Genomic DNA, 18397 nt, shown 5'->3' on the forward strand with positions numbered 1-18397 from the left:
GTCGGAAAATTCTGTTGCGTCGCCTAGGCTTGGCGCTGTAACTTGATGTCTGGCCTGGCGCACTATTGTCGGATTTTTTGGGATGGCAGGACCCTTGAGTTCTGAGGAAATCGAGGACGTCGTTTCCTCTGTACGAAGGCTTGTCTCCAACGAGCAGCGGCCGCGGACGCTGAGCCGCGATCTGGGTGCCGATCGGTTGCTGTTGACCCCGTCCTTCCGTGTCGTCGCCGACGCCAATATGCTTGCGCCCCTGATCCTGGAACAACCGCTGCCCGGCGCCGCTGTCGCGCCGCAGATCGATCCGCCGCCCGCAGAGGACGTAACGCCCGAGGCGGTCGTGGCACCCCCCGACGATGACGCCGTCGAGCTGATCGAGGCAGTTTGGGAAGAGGCTCTCTGGGTCGATCCAGAGCCGCCCTCGCTTGGTGAGGTGGCCCTTGGTGCCGATGAGGCCGAGGTTCTGGCCACGCCGCCCGAACGGGCCGGGCCGGAAGACATGGCCGAAACCTGGGCTCAGGTCGGGACCGAGTGGGTGGAAGACGAGCCCGTCACCTTCATCCCCTTGCGCCGCCGCTCCAAGGAAGGTCAAGAGCCCGCCGCGACAAAGGCCGCCTCGGGTGACGCAGGGTTCGAACCCGACGAACCGGAAGTGCCGACATTCGGATCGCATGAAGCGGAAGCGCAAGCCACTGCCGCGTTGCTGGAGGCTGCGATGGTTGCGGAAGCCAGGGCCACAACGCACCGGATCGCGACCGAGATTCTTGATGCCGACGGTACGCCCCTTGCAGTGCTGGACGAGTCCGCGCTTCAGGACATCGTCCGGATCATGATCCGTGCCGAGCTTCAGGGCCAGCTTGGCGAGCGGATCACCCGGAATGTGCGCAAGCTGGTTCGGGCGGAAATCAACCGGGCGCTTGTCGAGCGCGACCTCGACTGAAACCTCTGCTCTGAAATGACAAAGCGCGCCCACTGGGCGCGCATCGCAGGTCATCAAGCGTGATGACAGATCAGGCGGCTTCGGCCTGATCCAGTTCCAGAGCGTGCCGACGCTCCGATTCTTCGCGGCTGAGCGCGACCGAAGTGCGGACACCCTTGCCGACGAACTCCATCAGGCCCTTCACCACACGCTCGTTCGGGTCGATCCCGGCGCAGGACAGAACCTCGCGCCCATCGCGTGAGCGTGCCCAGCGGGCGATCTGGTCCGGGCCGTTGCCATACTTCTTGTCGTCGGCAATGGCATCATCGAGCGCTGCCAGAACGACAGCGGCAAAAAGCTTCCGGGCACGTTGGCCTTGCTCGAAGTTGAAGGCGGTGCTGTCGATGGTATCACGCATCGGACTTTCCTTTGTTCTTGCTCTTGTCTTTCGCGGCGTCTGAGGGTTGTAACGATTTGATCACGATTCGGGCTAACCGCTTTTGGAATGACTGCTATGCAAAAACTGCATGGGTAGATCGCGGCGTCACTGTATCTAGTCGTGCCTTCGGCGCAGGACCCCGTAGATATAGGGGTGGTCTAACTCCGTTCAACCTTTGAACAAAGTTTGGCCAAAAAGTCCACAAAAAGCGTAAACAAATTTCGCCTTGGAACGATCATCGAACATGGCAGTGGTCTGCGCCTGGATCACGCTCGATCGCGTAAGGCCCAGAAAAGGCAGAACTTTCGCTAGAGTTGAAAGGGCGCGCGTGCGTGATGGACAGAAGTTGTGCAGGCGCGCCTGATCAGACGACGACGGCCACGAGGTCGGTCCGGAAGTCAAAAGTGACCGGTTTCTCCGAAAGGCCGACGGGCGGCTGGGCCCAATCCGGGACCGATGGGTGAATCACGTGTGCGTTGTGATCGAAGGCGAGTTGATGGAATACTCGGAACGGGTTCAGGCTGAAAAGGGGTGCGGCATGCGGCGATGGCTGTTGCTTTCAAGCTATCACTGGACAGTGCTTCTGGCCGTACTGGGCGTGGCGGCCGCGGTTGTCGCCTGGCTGTCGTTCGGTCTGATCAATCTCGCCATGGCCAACTTCGAGTTCATAAATCGATATGGTCTGCTGGCGGTGCGCGAAGGCGGGCTGCTGCAGGCTTTCTGGATCGGGGCGCAGGCACTGATAGCGCTGCTCTTGTACGTGCTCTTCAAGGCGATCGAAACGGAGCTGATCTACCGCTGGCGCGGAAGGGACCACTAAGCTCGGAGGGCCGGGCACCGGATAAACCGCAGTCCTGGAGTTACAGCTTGGATTTCCAGGCAGCTAGCCCGCCAGGGCCAAGGTCCGCAGGACGGCATCGCCTGCGGTCAGCGCACCTTCGGCCCGGTCGAAGCGCAGATAGGCGATGGCCGAACCCTGTGACTGGGTGAAGAGCGTGCCAACCGGTTTCCCATCCCCCAGAATCTCGGTGCCAACCGGGGCCGCGCCGGTGATCGCGACCCGGGTCAGGCCCTTGCGAAGCTCGGTCTTGTGCTTCATCCGGGCCGTCACTTCCTGGCCGACATAGCAGCCCTTGCGGAAGTCGACCCCGTGCAGCCGCTCGAACCCGCTCTCCAGGATGTAGCTGTCGTCGGGGATCAGCTCGATCCCGCTTTCCGGAATGATATGGGCCACACGGATCGCATCCCAGTCGATTTCGGGCGCCCGTCCCGGCACATCGGTCCACGCACGCCAGCCAAGGGCGGGATGCCGGGGGTCGGGAAGGGCTCCGGGTGGAGGGTCGCCAAGCCCGCGCAGGACGTGAAGCGGCGAAGGGGCGATCTGCACGTCGGCGCGCAGCCGGTAAAGCGTCAGCCGACGCAGCGTGTCCGCGGCAAGCGGTGTCGCAATGTCGACCAGAAGCTGCCCGTCGTGGCGCCGCACAACGAAGAAATCCGCCAGATACTTGCCCTGCGGCGACAGAAGTGCCGTCCAGACGATGCCCGGCGCGGCTTCAAGGCTGCGCATGTCGTTCGATACGAGGCCCTGCAGAAACGAAATCGCTGCCGCGCCCGACAGGGCCCAAACGGTTCGATCGGTTGCGGTTTCGCCGTGGATGAGGTCAGTCATGCCCGGCAAGATATGCAGTGTCGGCCCCAAGCGAAAGGGTCAGTCGCGCAGCTGTGCCTGTTGGAGCTGCGCATAAAGGCCGCCCTTCGCCATCAGCCCTTCATGAGTGCCCTCTTCGATCAGACGGCCCTGATCCAGAACGATGATCTTGTCGGCATCCTTCACCGTCGAAAGCCGGTGCGCGATCACCAGCGTCGTGCGCCCGGCCTGAGCGCGGGACAGGGCGGCGGAAACGGCTGCCTCGGTCCGCGTGTCCAAAGCCGAGGTCGCCTCGTCCAATAGCAGCACCGGCGCATTGGCCAGAAGCGCACGGGCAATTGCGATGCGCTGGCGCTGGCCACCCGACAGGGCCGACCCGCGCGGGCCTGCAGGCGTATCAAGACCAAGGGGCAGGGCAGAGGTGAACCCCGTGACCTCGGCATCGGCAAGCGCTGCGGCCAGTCGGGCGGGGTCCGTCCCGGTCTGGCCAAGGAGGATGTTCTCGCGCAGCGTCTCATCGAAGAGCGACGCATCCTGCGACACCGAGGCAAGGAGCGCCCGTTGATCGAAGAGGCTCATCTCCTGCGTGTCGACCCCGCCAATCAGGATGCGACCGGCCTGCGGTTCCACAAGCGCTGCGATCAGCTGAAAGACGGTGGTCTTCCCGGCCCCCGACGAGCCTACGAACGCCGTGACCTTCCCCGCTTCGGCCGTGAAGCTCAGGCCGTCCAGGACCGATCGGTCGGGATAGGCAAAGGTCACGCCCTCGAACCTGATCTCCGGCGCGCCGGGGGGCGGACGCTGGCGGCTTGTCGCGGGCCTTTTGCCCGACGCTTGGGTATCGAACAGCGTGAACACCCGCTGAAGGCTCGCCTCGGCCACCTGCCACTGCCCGGCAAGGTCGCTCAGCCGACGGATCGGCTGGAACGTCAGCGCCATGGCGGTGAAGAACGACAAGAACTCGCCCGTCGTCCGGTTGCCCGCCGCCACCTCTGCCCCACCAAGCATCAGGACCGCGAAGAACCCCACACCGGTGATCACATCGACCAGCGCCGGCATCGCGGCTCGGGCGAGGGCGGTCTTTACTTCAGCCCGCACGATCGCCTTCACGATCCGGTGGAAGCGGCCCGCCTGATAGTCCTCCATCCGGTTCAGCTTCACCGCCTGGATGCCGTGGAAGATCTCGTCCAGCCGGGTGGCCCGAAGCCCCGCCTGCTCCCGCGTCTGCATGGCCTTGCGGTGCAGGTAGCGGCGCAGGACCATGGCGGGCAGCAGCAACAGCGGCGCCCCGATCAGCGCGGCCAGTGTCCAGACCGGATCGATCAGGATCGCCACGACGAAGAGGCCCACCAGCGCGACAAGATCACGTCCGATCCCGCCGATGACAAGGGCAGCCGCCCCTTGCGCCGCCATCGTGTCGCCCTGGACCCGTTCGATCAGTTTGCCGGGCGAGTGTTCCTGGTAAAAGCCCGCATCCAGCGTCAGAAGATGGCGCACCAGATCCGCCTGCATCTCGCTTGCCGCCGACTGGTTCACGCGGGCCAGAAGCCAGCGGCCGATGACCGAGGTGACAGCGCGGATCAGGAACAAGCCAAGAATAGCCCCGCCAATCCAGATCAGCGCGCCTGAACCGCCCGGCGCGAAGACCCGGTCGAAAAGCGGCTCAAGCATGTAGGACAGAAGGCCGAGCGTCGAACCCTCGATCATCATCACAAGGAAGGCGAGCAGCATCAACAGCCAGTACGGCCGAAGATAGCTCTGCCAGAGGCGACTGAAGAGCGCGCGTGACGTATAGGGGCGGGGCTGCACCGGGTGGGGCCTCATTGTCGGGTCCGGGCGGGGTTTACCGGCAAAGCGCCCCCGCCTCAACCCGGGCGCATTGACGCTGGCCGCGGGCGGGCCTAGCCATGTCGCGGGAAGCGAAGGAGACACGCGCATGAGCCTTGCCAACGGCCGCCCCTATCTGGCCATCCCCGGCCCCTCGGTCATCCCCGACCGGGTTCTGCGCGCGATGCATCGGGGTTCACCCAACATCTACGAAGGCCCGCTGATCGACATGGCGGCAAGCCTCTGGCCCGACCTTCGGTGGGTGGCGGGGACGACGGGCCATCTGGCGATGTACATCGGCAACGGACATGCAGGGTGGGAGGCGGCGAACGCGAACCTCTTTTCGCGTGGCGAAAAGGCGCTGGTGCTGGCCACCGGGCAGTTCGGCCTTTCCTGGGCCAATTCGGCGCGGGGGATGGGGATCGACGTCGAGGTGCTCGATTTCGGCAAGTCCGCCCCGGTCGACATGGGCCGGGTCGAGGCGGCGCTTCGGGCTGATGCAGGGCACCGGATCAAGGCCGTACTGACGACGCATGTCGACACGGCAAGCACGATCAAGACCGACATCCCTGCGCTTCGGGCTGCAATGGATGCAGCCGGGCATCCCGCACTTCTGGCGGTGGACTGCATCGCCTCGCTGGGGTGCGACGAGTTCCGGATGGACGACTGGGGCGTCGACGTGATGGTCGCGGCCTGCCAGAAGGGGCTGATGACACCGCCGGGAATGGCTTTCGTCTGGTTCTCGGAAGCGGCGCGCGAGCGCTGCGGCAAAAGCGACCTTGCCACGCCCTATTGGGCCTGGGGCCCGCGGGCCGGGGCCGAGGAGTTCTGGCAGATCTGGAACGGCACCGCACCGACGAGCCACCTTTTCGGCCTGCGTGAGGCCTTGGACATGCTCCGCGAAGAGGGGCTGGCGCAGGTCTGGGCCCGGCATCGGGTTCTGGCAGGCGCGGTCTGGGCGGCCTTCGACGCCTGGAACGCAGGCAACCCCGAGATCGCAATGAATGTCGCCGATCCCGCGTACCGGGGTTGTTCGGTCACGGCGGCCCGGCTTGGCGCGCCCCACGCCACGCGGCTTCGCGAATGGTGCGAGACGAAAGGCGGGGTCACGCTTGGCATCGGCCTCGGCATGGCGCCATCGACCGATCCGGCCTACCACGGCTTCCTTCGGGTCGCGCATATGGGCCATGTGAACGCGCATATGACCCTTGGGGCGCTCGCGGTGATGGAGGCCGGGATGACTTCGCTCGGCATTCCGCACAGGGGTGGGGCCCTTGCAGCCGCGGCCGAGGTCGTGGCCAAAGGCGCCTGATGGGCTGGTTTTCTACCCGCCAGCTTGAACCCGGCGTCTTCGTCTCCTTGGAACCCGCAGTCGATCCGATGTTCCGGGCGGCCATTGTGACAGTCCTTGGGCGCGACCGGGACCTGCAGTTCGACTTCGGCTGCGGGTTGGCCCCCCTCCGCCCCGCGCTGCCTTTGGGCGCGAGGCCGGTGATCGCGGTGGCAAGCCACGCCCATGTCGACCATATCGGCGGCCTCCACGAATTTGCCGACCGGCTGGGCCACATCACCGAGGCCGCAGGCTTTGCGGGCCTGCCGGGGGTCGAGACCTTTGCCGATGAGTTCCGGGGCTGGCCCAGGGTCGTGACCTCGCCGCCCGTGCCCGGCTGGACCGTGGCCGACTGGACCCTGCGCCCTGCTCCCCTGACCGGAACTCTGGCCGAGGGCGACCGGATCGATCTTGGCGACCGGCAGTTCACCGTCCTGCACCTGCCGGGCCATTCGCCGGGCGGGATCGGGCTTCTGGACGAACGGGACGGCCTCTTCCTCTCAGGCGACGCGATCTACGACGAGGAGCTTCTGGATGACCTGCCGGGCGGTTCGGTGCCGGACTACCTGGCGACGATGGAGCGGTTGCGGGGGCTGGACTGCCGTCTCGTGATCGGCGGGCACGGGCCGGAGATGGATCGGGCGCGGATGGTCGCGGTGGCGGAAGGATATCTTCGGTTGCGGGGCGGGTGAGCTTTGTGCCCGGCCCCGGGGGGTTTCACACCCCCCGGACCCCCCGTGGGATACTTGTGCAAATGTGAATGAAAATTTTATTCAAATTGAATGGGTTGGGTGGTCGTCTTCAAGGTAGATGCGGATGATCTCATCGAAACTGGTCTCGGCGGTGAAGCCAAGGGCGCGGGCTTCGCTGGCCTCGAATGCTTCGGCCCAGGGTTCGACAATGGCGGCAATAGCGGGGTCGGGGGTGCGGGTGATGAGGTCGACGGCTTTCTGGCCTACGGTGCGGCGCAGGGCCTCGATCATCTCGGCGATGCTGGCTGAAAGGCCGGGCATGGTGAGGGCGCGGGAGGGGCCGAGGCGGGTGGTGTCCAGGCGGGCGGCGTTGAGGAAAAAGCCGACAGCGGCGCGGGGGCTGGCGACCCAGTGGCGCAGGGTATCACGGACGGGGAGGGTGGCGGGAAGGCCGCTCAGGGGTTCGCGCAGGATCGAGGAGTAGAAGCCCGAGGCGGCGCGGTTCGGCAGCCCTGGGCGGATGCAGATCGTGGGCAGGCGGATGGCGATGCCGTCAAGGAGGCCGCGGCGGGAATGGTCGGAAAGGAGAAGCTCGGTCATCGCCTTCTGGGTGCCGTAGCTGGTGCGGGGGGTGAGGTGGAAGTCGTCGGGGATGACCTTGGGGAAGGGCGCGCCGAAGACGGCAATGGATGAGGCGAAGACCACTTTGGGGCGGTAGCCGGGGATAGCGGCGATGGCGTCGAAAAGGGCGCGGCTGGCGTCGAGGTTGGTGGCGTAGCCTTTGGCGAGGTCCGCCTCTGCCTCGCCCGAGACGACGGCGGCGAGATGGAAGATGAGGTCGGGGCGGCCTTCAAGAAGCGTCGCGGGGGCGCCCGGGTCGGTGAGGTTCACCGCAAGGCTGGTGGCGCCTGGAAGAGGGGCGGGCGCGACCATGTCGGCAAGGGTCAGATGACTGTAGGGCAGGGCGCCCCCTGCGATCGCAGCAGTCAGCTTGCGGCCGATCATGCCGGCGGCGCCGAGAACAAGGATGTGCATGCCGCCCCCTTTTGCCGCAAGAGGATCACATCAGGGGGCGGCAGTGAAGCCCTTCAGCCCCCGTTCTTCGCCAGCCACTCTTCCATCCATTTGATCTCGGCCTCCTGCGCGGCGATGACCCCTTCGGCAAGCTTGCGGACCTCGGGGTCGGCGCCATGCTCCAGCACGATCTTCGCCATATCCACCGCGCCCTGATGGTGCGGAATCATGCCCCGGATGAAATCGACATCGGCATTGCCGGTGTACTCGATCGCCATGTCCTCATGCATCCGGGTGTTGGCCTCCATGAAGGCCATCGACGCCGGCCCCTTGTCCCCCATCATGTGGCCGTCATGGCCGGTCGTCTCCTGGGCCAGGGCGGGAAGGGCGGTTGCAAGGATCAGGGCAAGTGCGAAGCGCGTGGTCATTTCGGGTCTCCTTCATACGAGTTCTGCCCAAATTCCAGCATTCCGATATGGGAAGGAAACTCATTTCAGCGTGAACCGGATTGTTCTCGTCCTGTGCACGACCGAAGCCGATCTGTGCGGGGATCGGGGGCAACTGCCCCTTTTCGCGATTGCAGCATGGGCGTATGCTTCGTTGGAAGCGCAATGACAGATGCGGTGCAGGTGGTGAAAGGCAAAGGGCAGCGGCCCGTCGTGGGGATCATTGGCAACAGCTATTTGATCAATGACAGCTATCCGGCCCATTCCAGCGGGACAATGAACTCGGAAGCCGTGGCCGAGGTTGCCGCTTGCGTGCCGCTGATCATCCCGTCCGACCCCCGCTATGTGTCGGTCGATGAGCTTCTGGAGCTTTGCGACGGGTTTCTCCTGACCGGCGGCCGCCCCAACGTTCACCCCAGCGAATACGGCGAGGAGGAGACCCCCGCCCATGGCGCCTTTGACCGTGGCCGCGATGCGATCACGCTGCCCCTCGTCCGGGCCTGTGTCGACCGTGGCCAGCCGTTCCTCGGCATCTGCCGGGGGTTCCAGGAGGTCAACGTGGCGCTTGGCGGCACGCTTTACCCCGAGATACGTGAGCTTCCTGGCCGACTGAACCACCGGATGCCGCCGAAAGGCACGCTGGAGGAATGCTTCGCCCTTCGCCATGCCGTGACCTTTTCCGAGGGCGGGGTCTTCCACCGCCTGATGGGCGCGCGTGAGGTGATGACCAACACCCTTCACGGCCAGGGGATCGCGCGGGCAGGTTGCCGGGTGGTCGTCGACGGGCTTGCCCCGGACGGCACGCCCGAGGCGATCTACGTGAAGGATGCGCCCGGCTTCACGCTTTCGGTCCAGTGGCATCCGGAGTGGAATGCAGTCAGCGACCCGGTCTCGCGCCCCTTGTTCCAGGCCTTCGGCGCGGCGGTCGCGGAATGGGCCGGGCAGGGGGCCAGCAAGCCTGCGGTGCGGAAGCTGGCGTGAGGGGGGGTGCTTGCAGGCCTTGACCCGCGGTGGGTCAAATTGGGGCGCATTGATTTCGTTAAAGAATTTGTCTTCGCGGGTAAGGTTTCGTTAAGGTTTGGGGGCCGGATCGCCTTCGCCCGGCCCGCAAAGGAAGCACGAGAAATGTAGGGTGCGCTACAGCGCACCGCCGGATGGTGCGCTGTAGCGCACCCTTGTCTCTTTGTGATCTGCGATGATGTTGATGGCAGACGAGACCCTGCATGGAAAGCAAGCTTACCGCTCCAAGGCGCCCCGTCTACAGCGGACACCGCACCCACGCTAAAGCCAGAAAGGAAGAACGCCATGCCCTATGTCACATCGCTCCGCTACTCCGGAATGCAGCCGCATTTCGAGTTCGATGATGAGCCGAAAACCAAACCGCCATTCGGCTTCAGTGCTGGAGTATGGATTGATCCGGCACGAATGCCGACGTCTGCGCGCCAGACCGACAAACCTGCAATGTGCGACATCTTCACTCTGCCGGGGCTGAATGGCGTCGGCTCACGGTTCAGGGACATTGTCGAGCGCCTGGAGCCCGGCAAGCATCAGTTCTTTCCGCTGAAACTTCGGCGCAAGAACGACGAACCCATCGAGGGCGAGTGGTTCATTTTCAACGCCTGTGAGAAGTTCGACGCGATCTTGCTGAAGTACATGAAGCCGGAGAAGGTCAAATGGAAGAAAGACTTCAAGGGCGCTCCCTTCATCCACTGCGAACGCGGGCCAAAGGTGCTGACCTTCAGCCGCCCACAGATTGCCGGTCGCCATTTCTGGATCACCGACTATCTGGCCGCGCCGCAACTGATCATGTCGAACGAGGCAGTACGGGCGATGAAGGAAGCGCGGATCAAATACTTCGACATGACAGAGCAGCTCGAGTCCGACGACCCGTGGATTCCCGAAGAGAACATCGGGCCGGTCCTCGAATGGCAAAAGAAAATCAAAGCATCTAGTTCTGAATAGGGGCAAGCGTAGGGTGGGTGCCAACCCACCGTCGACATCCAAAAAGCGACGCAACCTATTGAATATATAAAATAAATCAAGTTTTTGACCTAAGCAAGGTGGGTTCGCACCCACCCTACCCAAACGGTCCGCATAACGAAGGTTAATGTCTCCTGAACGCCCTTCCTGAACCTCGATAAGTCATTGATATCATTTCTGCGGCCAAACTGTCCCACCGTGGGACACCCCCCAACCCCTACAACGGCCGAAGCTTCAACTTGGTGATCCGGTTCTCGCGCCTGGCCACCACCTCGAACCGGAAGCCGTGGAAGCTGAAGACCTGGCCTTCGTTCGGGATCATCTGGGCTTCGTGGATCACCAGGCCCGCGATGGTGTTCGCCTCGTCGTCCGGCAGCCGCCAGTCGGTCGCGCGGTTCAGGTCGCGGATCGTCATCGCGCCGTCGATCAGATAGGCGCCGTCCTCGCTTTTGGTCAGCGCGGCATCCTTGCGCACCACGTCGAATTCATCGGTGATGTCGCCGACGATCTCCTCCAGGATATCCTCAAGCGTGATCAGCCCCTGCAGGGCACCGTATTCGTCGACGACCAAAGCGAAGTGGGTGCGGCGGGCAAGGAACTCTCGCATCTGTTCGTCGAGCGTCGTGGTGTCGGGTACGAAATAGGGCTTCATCGCCACCTGTTCGATCTTCAGGTTGTCGATCCCGGCGACCGAGCCGTCTTCGCCCCGGATCAGCCGGTCAACCTCACGCAAGAGGTCCTTGGCATGCACCACCCCCAGGATGTTGTCGTCGCTTTCCCGGAAGATCGGCAGGCGCGTGTGCGGCGAGGCGAGGACGCGGGTGATGATCTCGCCGGGGGGGAGGTCGGCGTCGATCATCTCGATCTGGCGGCGGTGGCGCATGATTTCGTCGACCGTCCGGTGCGAGAGATCAAGCGCCCCAAGCAGGCGGTCGCGGTCTTCCTTTTCCACCGCCCCTTCGGAATGGCCAAGCGCGATGGCCCCGGCGATTTCTTCACGGCGCGCCAGCATCTGCCCGTTCGGATCGGCCTTGAGGCCGAGAAAGCGGTGCAGGCGTTGGCGGAGGCCGCTGAAAAATGGGGAGAGGATCGCGGTCAAGGCTCAGCCTTTGCGGGCCAGGGGGTGGCGGGTCAGGACAAGCTCTTTCAGGTGGTCGTCGAGGACATGGGTGTAGATCTCGGTCGTGGCGACATCGGCGTGGCCGAGAAGGGTCTGGATCACGCGGAGGTCGGCGCCGTGGGCCAGAAGGTGGGTGGCAAAGGCGTGGCGGAGGACGTGGGGGGTGACGTGTGAGGGCGGGATGCCCGCAAGGACGGACACGTCCTTCACCAGGCTGTGGAAATACTGCCGGGTCAGGTGGCCCTCACGGCCATCGCCGGGGAAGAGATGGCGCGAGGGGGGGCGACCGGCTTTGCGGCCCTCATCCTCCGCCGCGTCGCGATGGGCCAGCCATGCGGCCAGCGCGGTACGGGCGGGGGTGGAGAGCGGCACCATCCGCTCCTTGTCGCCCTTGCCCTTCACCAGGATCATCCGGGGATCGCCGCGAACTGCGGCCACGGGCAGGCTGACGAGTTCGGTCACCCGCAGGCCGGTGGCATAGAGAAGCTCAAACAACGCGGTGTCGCGCAGGCGGTCTTCGGGGTTGCGGCCTCGGACCTTCGCGGCATCCATCAGGCGCGTGACCTCGGCTTCGGTCAGGGTTTTCGGCAGGCTTTGCGCCTTGCCGGGGCCGGAGAGGCGGAGGGCGGGATTGTCGGTGCGCCAGCCTTCCTCGAAGGCAAAGCGGTAAAGCTGGCGGATCGAGGACAGGCGCCGGGCGCGGGTGGCTTTGGAGAGGCCCTGTGCGTCGCAGTGGACCAGGTAGTCCTCGACCATGTCGCGGGCCGCGGTGGCGAAGCTGGCGCCTTTGCGGGCGAGCCAGTCGGCAAAGTCCATCAGGTCACGACCGTAGGCCAGCTGGGTATTGCGCGCGGCGCCAAGCTCGGCGGCCCTGGCGTCAAGGAACGTGGAAATCCATCGGCTCGCCTCGGCGTCGGGCATGGCCTAGCCCCGCCGTTCCAGGATCATCAGTTCCAGCGCAGTGCGCCGGGCAACGCTTTCAAGCCCGGTCAGGAGGAAAAGCGACAGGCCCTCGGTCACCCCCCGCAAGTCGCCCTGAACGCCCCGCCCGATGTTGTCGATCGCGACGATGATCGCCTCACCCTTCCGGTTGCCGTCGAGAAGCGCCTGGGCCTCGGTCGAGGGGGTCGGCGCGCGGAAGGCGGCGGAAATCGCGCGGGCGAGGCTGTCGGGAGGCACGACCTCTTTGGCGTTCCCGACCGCAAGGGCCGCAAGGAAGGCGTCCTCGGGGTTGGTGGGCTTCTGCCGTTTGGCAAAAAGCTCGGCGTAAGGCGACAGAAGGCCGACGCGGAAGGCGATATCGCCAGCTTCGCCTTGCAAGGGCTGGTCGAGGAGCGCTTTGCCGAACAGCATGGCGAAGGGAACCTCAAGCTCGACCTCCTGCATGCGCGCCCAGACCTCGGGTAGGGTCGCGCTTATGCGAGCCGGATCGCCGGAGTTTAGTGCGATCTCGAAAGCCTGGAAGGCCTCGACCCGGTCCCAGACCCCGCCCGAAGCCGCTGCTTCGCGTTCGGTGTAAAGCCCGAGGATCACGTTTGGTGGGATCGTCCCCGCCCGTGTCAGCCGTTCGGCCGCCTCGATCTGGGCTTTCCAGCCGGCCCGCGGGCCGATCTCGGCGTAGGAGAAGGCAAGGGGAAGGCCTTCGGTGGGCAGCGGCTCACCGATTGCGGAATAGATCATCCAGTCGAGCGGCGTCACCGGATCTGGGGCGGGCGGAACGGCTTCGCCCTCATAAAGCTCGGGGTCGAGGAAGCGCGACAGAAGGGCGGCTTCGGCCTGGCTGATCTGACCAAGCGCCTCGGACGTCCGGATGGTCAGGGCGGCGGTGTCCCAGTCGCCTGAACGCGCGAGGCAGAAGATCCGGGCCGGGACCGTGGGCGCGAGGTGCGGCTCGCTTGCCATCGCTTCGCAGGCGCGGTCTTCGGCACCGGTGAGGAGCGCCACGTCGAACGACCGGCGGAAAAGCTCGGGCGTGGAGGCTCCGGCAGCCTCGATCAGTGCCGCGGCCTGTTCCAGGGCGCCAAGCGCCAGAAGCTTGTCGATCCGTGTCTGCAAAAGCTCGCCCCGGCCCCCGGCATCCACTGGCGCTGCGACTTCCGCCAGAAGCACGGTCAGGAACAGCTGGCGGAGTGCTGGCAGATCGTCGTCGGGATGGGTGACCAGCCGTTCCGCAACTTCGCGCGTCAGCCCGGCGCCCCAAAGGTCGCGCGGCAGCCCCGACACGGCAGGAGGAATCAGCCCGACACCGTCTGGCGAGGGCCCGTCGAGGGCGCTGGTGGTCACCGTTGCGGGCAGCGCGCCGCCTGCTTCGGTCACAGGCGGTTCGTCGATCCCGGTCGAGACGCCGTCCGGCGTCGCTGTCGCGGGGGTTGCCACTGATTTTGACAGCCAATCGATGGCCGAAAGCGGCCCGCTGTCGTCCTGGGCCACGAGAGGCCCCGTGCAGGTCAGAAGGACGAAAAGGCCAGCCGCACTAGTCCGCATTCAACACCACAGGCTTCTTCACTTCACCCTGTTTAGGGGTGAGATCGCCAAGATAGGCGTAGCCTGTCAACCCGATGAAGCCGAAAATCACCAGCACCACAAACGCCTTGATGATGCGACCCATCGACGTGCCCTTCCTCGTCTTTTTGTCCGGGCAGCTTGATCGGCCCGGCTGTTATTGCTGCGATCGGGTGGCCCTTGGACCAACACCGCAGGTTGTCTTGCGAATGTATATAGCATTCGGGGAAACTTCACGCCATTGAGGGACGAAGATTTCCCTTCGGCAAGTCCTTGCCCGGAGGGCAGGGAAACGGGGTGCCATGGCGCGGCTGGCAAAGACTGTGGTTCTTGTGGGCATGATGGGCGCGGGAAAGACTGCCGTGGGTACAGCCCTTGCCCGCCAGCTGGGGGTCGAGTTCCGCGACTCGGATGAGGAAATCGTCCGTGCCGCCAACCGCACCATCGCCGAGATTTTCGAACGCGACGGAGAGCCGTTCTTCCGTGCCCGTGAAAGCGAGGTGATCGGTCGCCTGCTGCGCGGCGAGCCTTGCGTGCTGTCGACGGGCGGCGGGGCGTTCCTGTCCGACGCGAATCGTCAGCTGATCCATGACGTCGGGGTTTCGGTGTGGCTGCGCGCCGATCTTGACCTTCTTTGGCAGCGCGTCCGGCACAAGACCACGCGCCCTCTCTTACGCACCGCAAACCCGCGTCAGACCCTGCGTGAGCTTTACGAGGCGCGCCAACCCTTCTATTCCAAGGCCGATCTGGTGGTCGAAAGCGCGGCCGAGCGGTCGGTCGAGGACATGGCCTCGCGCGTGGTCGAAGCGCTTGCCAGAAGGCCGGACGTGCTGGAGAGCCGATCTTGAACAGAGTTGCGGTGGAGTTGGGCGAACGCTCCTACGAGGTGCGGATTGGCCCCGGCCTGATCGCCCGCGCGGGGGTGGAGATCGCCCCGCTTCTGCGTCGGAAGCGCGTGGCCGTCGTGACCGACGAGACTGTTGCAGTGGCGCATCTACCTGGGCTGACGGCAGCGCTTGAGGCGGAAGGGATCGCGGTGGCTGCGCTGGCCTTGCCTGCGGGAGAAGCGACGAAAAGCTGGGAGCATCTGGCCCGCTGCACCGAATGGCTCCTGGACCAGAAGGTCGAGCGGCGCGATGTCGTTCTTGCCTTGGGTGGCGGGGTGATCGGCGATCTTGTCGGGTTCTCGGCCGCGATCCTGCGGCGCGGTGTGCGCTTCGTGCAACTGCCGACCACGCTTCTGGCGCAGGTCGACAGTTCGGTGGGCGGCAAGACCGGGATCAACACGGCGCAGGGCAAGAACCTGGTCGGGGCGTTTCACCAGCCAAGCCTGGTGCTGGCGGATATCGGTGTGCTGCGCACGCTCTCCACGCGCGACTTTCTGTCGGGCTATGGCGAGGTGGTGAAGTATGGGCTGCTGGGCGACGCGGCCTTCTTCGACTGGCTCGAACGCGAAGGCCCGGCGCTGAAGGCCGGGGACGAGGTGGCTCGCCTGCGTGCAGTGACACGGTCGGTCGAGATGAAGGCCGGAATCGTCAGCCGCGACGAGACCGAAGAGGGTGAGCGCGCGCTTCTGAATCTGGGCCATACGTTCTGCCACGCGCTGGAGAAGGCCACGGGATACTCCGACCGGCTTTTGCACGGGGAAGGGGTTGCGATCGGCTGTGCGCTGGCGTTCGAGCTGTCCAGCCGCCTTGGCCTTTGCAGTCAGGAAGAACCCAGCCGCGTGCGCGCTCATCTGGCCGCGATGGGGATGAAGGTCGACCTTGCCGACATTCCGGGTGACCTGCCGGGTTCCGAGGCGCTGATCGCGCTGATGGGGCAGGACAAGAAAGTGGTGGACGGCCGCCTGCGGTTCATATTGGCGCGCGGGATCGGGCAGGCATACGTCGCCGAGGATGTGCCGGGCGACAAGGTCCGCGCGGTACTGGAAGACGCGTTGGCCCGCCGCCGCTAAGACGCTGGCCGGGTCTTGTCGAACCGCTCGTCGTTCGACTTCGTCTCCTCCTCGCTGCAGCAGTGCCGACGAGAACACGAAGTGCACGAGAAGGATGCAGCAGGCCTCGCGGATGCCCCCGGGGGCCGCGATCAGAACAGAAGCTTGTAAACGTTGCCGTTCGTGTCCGAGGCTTGGCCCGTGCCGCTGGCCGTGCCCGAGCCGATGACGAAGGTCCCCTGAACCCTGGTTCCATCTTCGCAGACCGCATAGATCTCGCCATTGTTCACGCCAGCAACGGTCTCGGACTCGGTCCCGACCTCACCACCGGTCTTGCGCCAGGTCAGCGCCAGGCCCTTGGAATTGGACACGGTCCTTGGGGTGAGCGAGCTCCAGGTGCCTTCGCAGCGCCCGCGCTCGGGCAGAGTGAAGGTAAGCGGGCCGGAAGTTCCGCCGGTGTTCTTTGCGGTCGCCTGGATGACGAGGGTCGGATCAGCGTCGGCGATTTCACCCTGCAGGGGGTAAAGCTGCATCGAACTTGTGCCGCCGGTACAGGCGGTAAGCAGAAGCAGCGCAGAGAGGGCGGCAGTGCGACGGAGGGTCAGGATCGTCATCGGCGAGGCGTTCTCCGGCGGGACATCAAAGGGCCAATCATGGACCCGTGCAAAGGGTGCCGGGGCGAGGCGAGGCCCGCCCGCGACGGGGCGTCTATGAAGTGAATTGCGGCCGATGTCTAGCGGATTTCCCCCGACCTCGGGCAGTGAAATCCCTACTGTGACAAAGTGTTTGGGGTGCCCGCCGGTCAGCGGCGTTCCTTGGGGCTAGGGCACGGGGGTCCGGCGTCGGGGGCGCGTGGCTGTGTCCTTGACCGCGAAGAGAAGGAAGTCGCGGATGGTCGTCAGTGCGCCTGCGCCTGCGGCCGCAAGCGCGCTGTCCCGAGGATGCCAGCCGCCCCCGTCGTGGCAAAGGACCGAGTTCGGGTTATGCCGCATGAGCCCGACGATCGTGTCGGCGATGATGTGGCTTGCTGTCGGGCCGACACGCTCGCCCCTTTCGCGGGCTTTGGATTCGCACATGAAGTAAAGCCAGGCGGGCGTGTCCTGAAGGAAGCCGAGCTTTTCGGCCGTTGTCCGGAAACCGTCTTCACCCGGAGGGGATTTCTGGTGTTCGGGGAGGGCTTTCAAGAGCTCGTTGGCATTCAGCGGGCGAACGCCGTACTCCGCCGCAAGGCGCTGGCCCGTCGGTATCCGGCGGTGAAAGCCGCGCATCAGGTTTCGGAACAGGATGGACCCGTGCAGCACGGCACTGGAATCGCCAACGATGGTCAGCATGTCCGGGGCAAAGGTCATGTCGATCTTTTCCGCACCGCCCATGCCGCCGTCAGGGGCGGCCGGCCGGGTCATCCGGTCCCAGTCGATCACCCAGTGATCCGGAAGCGGCTGGGTCTTTCGTCCGGAGGTCTGCATGTTCCGGTGCGAGGTGAAATCGAACAGCTCTTTCAGCGAGGCGCCATCGGGTGAGATTTTGCCGCCGATACCGAAGTTATCATTGAAATCATAGGCTTCCCCGACCATCGAATGCCCGAAGCGGAAGGCGGCGGTGGTGAACTCCAAGGGGACCGTGTTGGCCTTCGGCAACCGCTGGTTCCGTTCGGCAAGCGGTGTTTCAAGGACGGATTTGGAAAGAAGGCTGGGCAGATAGTCGTTCAGGATCAGCCAGTGATAGTGCAGCGTGACAAGCTGCCGGGCCTCGTGAAAGCACTCGGCCGGATCGGGAATGCTGCGTTCAAGGTGTGCTACAACCTTGTTGTGGAAAAGCATCATGGCCAGATGCAGCTGGCTGATGATCAGGTTCTCATCGTTCCTCTGGTCGGCGATCAGCGGTTTGCGGTTCCGGCGGGGGATGTCCCGTGCGCCGGTCGCGAAATGAACCTCTGCGGGATCCTTCATCTGGTCGGTGAAGACCTTGTCGGGGCTGCGGGTCGTCTTCCCCAGCCGAAAGCGCTTGCCGTCCTTGGCGTAAAGCGCCCTCACGTCGGGATCGTTGCTGCCGGGCCCGTCGCCATAGAGGCTGGCCAGCGACAGGGGTGCCGCATGTTCGTTGACGAGGTGATGCAGAAGCGTGTCGGACGTCGCGCGGTGGTCACGGTCAAGGCCGGGTGGGTCGACGGCGGCAATGATGCCGGTCGGCCGCGCCCTGCTGCGCCCTGCCACGACATCGCCGACAGGGGCCGAGATGTCATGATTCACGAACTGCCCGAAATAGGTGTAGGCGGGCGGCAGGCGCATCAAAAGGACCGGCGCATCGCTAAGCGCAATGCGGGAGGCCTTTTCAAGCATGAGCAAGCGCCTGAAAGTCTCGGCCTCGCTGGTGTTGGAAACGCAACCGGCCAGCGGTTCGTTGGCGAGGCCTTCAAAGAGATAGCAGTAGTCCGATTGCAAGGCGGGGGCGGAATTGTCTGCCTTGCGCCTTGATCTGGCGCGGGCCGAGGGCAGAAGATTGTGGGCGGTCCTCATCGGCGGCATCGCAAATCCTTCAAGAGCTGAT

Annotated in this window: 18 protein-coding genes and 1 pseudogene; 8 read left to right on the top strand and 11 right to left on the bottom strand. The window is 64.8% G+C overall.

Annotated elements, in window-relative coordinates; translation table 11 throughout:
• Window positions 1-94 precede the first annotated feature (94 nt).
• Entirely contained in the window at window positions 95-937 is an 843-nt protein-coding gene (locus tag ACRCSW_RS02485) for a hypothetical protein (RefSeq protein ID WP_438702406.1), read from the top strand.
• Window positions 938-1007: 70 nt separating this feature from the next.
• Here ACRCSW_RS02485 and ACRCSW_RS02490 read toward each other — a convergent pair whose 3' ends face one another.
• Window positions 1008-1334, bottom strand: a complete 327-nt coding sequence (locus ACRCSW_RS02490) for a DUF6280 family protein (RefSeq protein ID WP_438702407.1) — start codon at window positions 1332-1334, stop codon at window positions 1008-1010.
• A 499-nt stretch (window positions 1335-1833) separates the two neighbouring features.
• Here ACRCSW_RS02490 and ACRCSW_RS02495 point away from each other — a divergent pair, with 499 nt between their 5' ends.
• Complete coding sequence (locus ACRCSW_RS02495; RefSeq protein ID WP_438702408.1) at window positions 1834-2175, top strand: hypothetical protein; 342 nt, start codon at window positions 1834-1836, stop codon at window positions 2173-2175.
• A 63-nt stretch (window positions 2176-2238) separates the two neighbouring features.
• Here the strand turns inward: ACRCSW_RS02495 and ygfZ are convergent, their stop codons facing one another.
• The gene (gene ygfZ, locus ACRCSW_RS02500) at window positions 2239-3012 is read right to left on the bottom strand and encodes a CAF17-like 4Fe-4S cluster assembly/insertion protein YgfZ (protein ID WP_438702446.1); all 774 of its coding nucleotides are present in this window, start codon (window positions 3010-3012) and stop codon (window positions 2239-2241) included.
• A gap of 51 nt (window positions 3013-3063) precedes the next feature.
• Window positions 3064-4827, bottom strand: a complete 1764-nt coding sequence (locus tag ACRCSW_RS02505) for an ABC transporter ATP-binding protein (RefSeq protein WP_438702409.1) — start codon at window positions 4825-4827, stop codon at window positions 3064-3066.
• A 112-nt stretch (window positions 4828-4939) separates the two neighbouring features.
• Between ACRCSW_RS02505 and ACRCSW_RS02510 the strand changes: the two genes are divergently transcribed.
• Entirely contained in the window at window positions 4940-6142 is a 1203-nt protein-coding gene (locus tag ACRCSW_RS02510; RefSeq protein ID WP_438702410.1) for a pyridoxal-phosphate-dependent aminotransferase family protein, read from the top strand.
• On the top strand, window positions 6142-6852 hold the full coding sequence (locus ACRCSW_RS02515) for an MBL fold metallo-hydrolase (protein WP_438702411.1): 711 nt from the start codon (window positions 6142-6144) through the stop codon (window positions 6850-6852). The genes ACRCSW_RS02510 and ACRCSW_RS02515 overlap by 1 nt, the downstream gene beginning before the upstream one ends.
• An 81-nt stretch (window positions 6853-6933) precedes the next feature.
• On the opposite strand, the gene denD is transcribed toward ACRCSW_RS02515, so the two are convergent.
• On the bottom strand, window positions 6934-7887 hold the full coding sequence (gene denD / locus ACRCSW_RS02520; protein ID WP_438702412.1) for a D-erythronate dehydrogenase: 954 nt from the start codon (window positions 7885-7887) through the stop codon (window positions 6934-6936).
• Between the two features lie 53 nt (window positions 7888-7940).
• Window positions 7941-8294: a CopM family metallochaperone gene (gene copM, locus ACRCSW_RS02525; protein ID WP_438702413.1), complete on the bottom strand. Its 354-nt coding sequence runs from the start codon at window positions 8292-8294 to the stop codon at window positions 7941-7943.
• Between the two features lie 183 nt (window positions 8295-8477).
• Between copM and ACRCSW_RS02530 the strand changes: the two genes are divergently transcribed.
• Window positions 8478-9293, top strand: coding sequence for a gamma-glutamyl-gamma-aminobutyrate hydrolase family protein (locus ACRCSW_RS02530; protein WP_438702414.1), 816 nt, complete (start codon window positions 8478-8480; stop codon window positions 9291-9293).
• A gap of 324 nt (window positions 9294-9617) precedes the next feature.
• On the top strand, window positions 9618-10274 hold the full coding sequence (locus ACRCSW_RS02535; protein ID WP_438702415.1) for an imm11 family protein: 657 nt from the start codon (window positions 9618-9620) through the stop codon (window positions 10272-10274).
• 235 nt (window positions 10275-10509) lie between these two features.
• On the opposite strand, the pseudogene ACRCSW_RS02540 reads toward ACRCSW_RS02535, so the two are convergent.
• The 4 genes and pseudogenes from ACRCSW_RS02540 to ACRCSW_RS02555 all read right to left on the bottom strand — a co-directional run.
• A pseudogene (locus ACRCSW_RS02540) lies at window positions 10510-11391 on the bottom strand (HlyC/CorC family transporter); the annotation flags it as partial.
• Between the two features lie 3 nt (window positions 11392-11394).
• Window positions 11395-12333: a site-specific tyrosine recombinase XerD gene (locus tag ACRCSW_RS02545; protein ID WP_438702416.1), complete on the bottom strand. Its 939-nt coding sequence runs from the start codon at window positions 12331-12333 to the stop codon at window positions 11395-11397.
• A 3-nt stretch (window positions 12334-12336) separates the two neighbouring features.
• Entirely contained in the window at window positions 12337-13896 is a 1560-nt protein-coding gene (locus tag ACRCSW_RS02550) for a hypothetical protein (protein ID WP_438702417.1), read from the bottom strand.
• A complete protein-coding gene (locus tag ACRCSW_RS02555) occupies window positions 13886-14020 on the bottom strand; it encodes a hypothetical protein (protein ID WP_438702418.1) in 135 nt (44 codons plus the stop codon). Before ACRCSW_RS02555 ends, ACRCSW_RS02550 begins: the two co-directional genes overlap by 11 nt.
• Window positions 14021-14168: 148 nt before the next feature.
• On the opposite strand from ACRCSW_RS02555, the gene ACRCSW_RS02560 reads away from it, so the two are divergent.
• Window positions 14169-14762: a shikimate kinase gene (locus ACRCSW_RS02560; protein WP_438702447.1), complete on the top strand. Its 594-nt coding sequence runs from the start codon at window positions 14169-14171 to the stop codon at window positions 14760-14762.
• Window positions 14759-15871, top strand: coding sequence for a 3-dehydroquinate synthase (gene aroB / locus ACRCSW_RS02565; RefSeq protein ID WP_438702419.1), 1113 nt, complete (start codon window positions 14759-14761; stop codon window positions 15869-15871). The genes ACRCSW_RS02560 and aroB overlap by 4 nt, the downstream gene beginning before the upstream one ends.
• 131 nt (window positions 15872-16002) lie before the next feature.
• Here the strand turns inward: aroB and ACRCSW_RS02570 are convergent, their stop codons facing one another.
• Together ACRCSW_RS02570 and ACRCSW_RS02575 are read right to left on the bottom strand one after the other, a co-directional pair.
• Window positions 16003-16464, bottom strand: a complete 462-nt coding sequence (locus ACRCSW_RS02570; protein ID WP_438702420.1) for a hypothetical protein — start codon at window positions 16462-16464, stop codon at window positions 16003-16005.
• A gap of 207 nt (window positions 16465-16671) precedes the next feature.
• On the bottom strand, window positions 16672-18375 hold the full coding sequence (locus ACRCSW_RS02575) for a peroxidase family protein (RefSeq protein WP_438702421.1): 1704 nt from the start codon (window positions 18373-18375) through the stop codon (window positions 16672-16674).
• Between the last annotated feature and the right edge of the window lie 22 nt (window positions 18376-18397).

It is taken from the genome of Tabrizicola sp., assembly GCF_051645465.1.
Taxonomy (GTDB): domain Bacteria; phylum Pseudomonadota; class Alphaproteobacteria; order Rhodobacterales; family Rhodobacteraceae; genus Tabrizicola.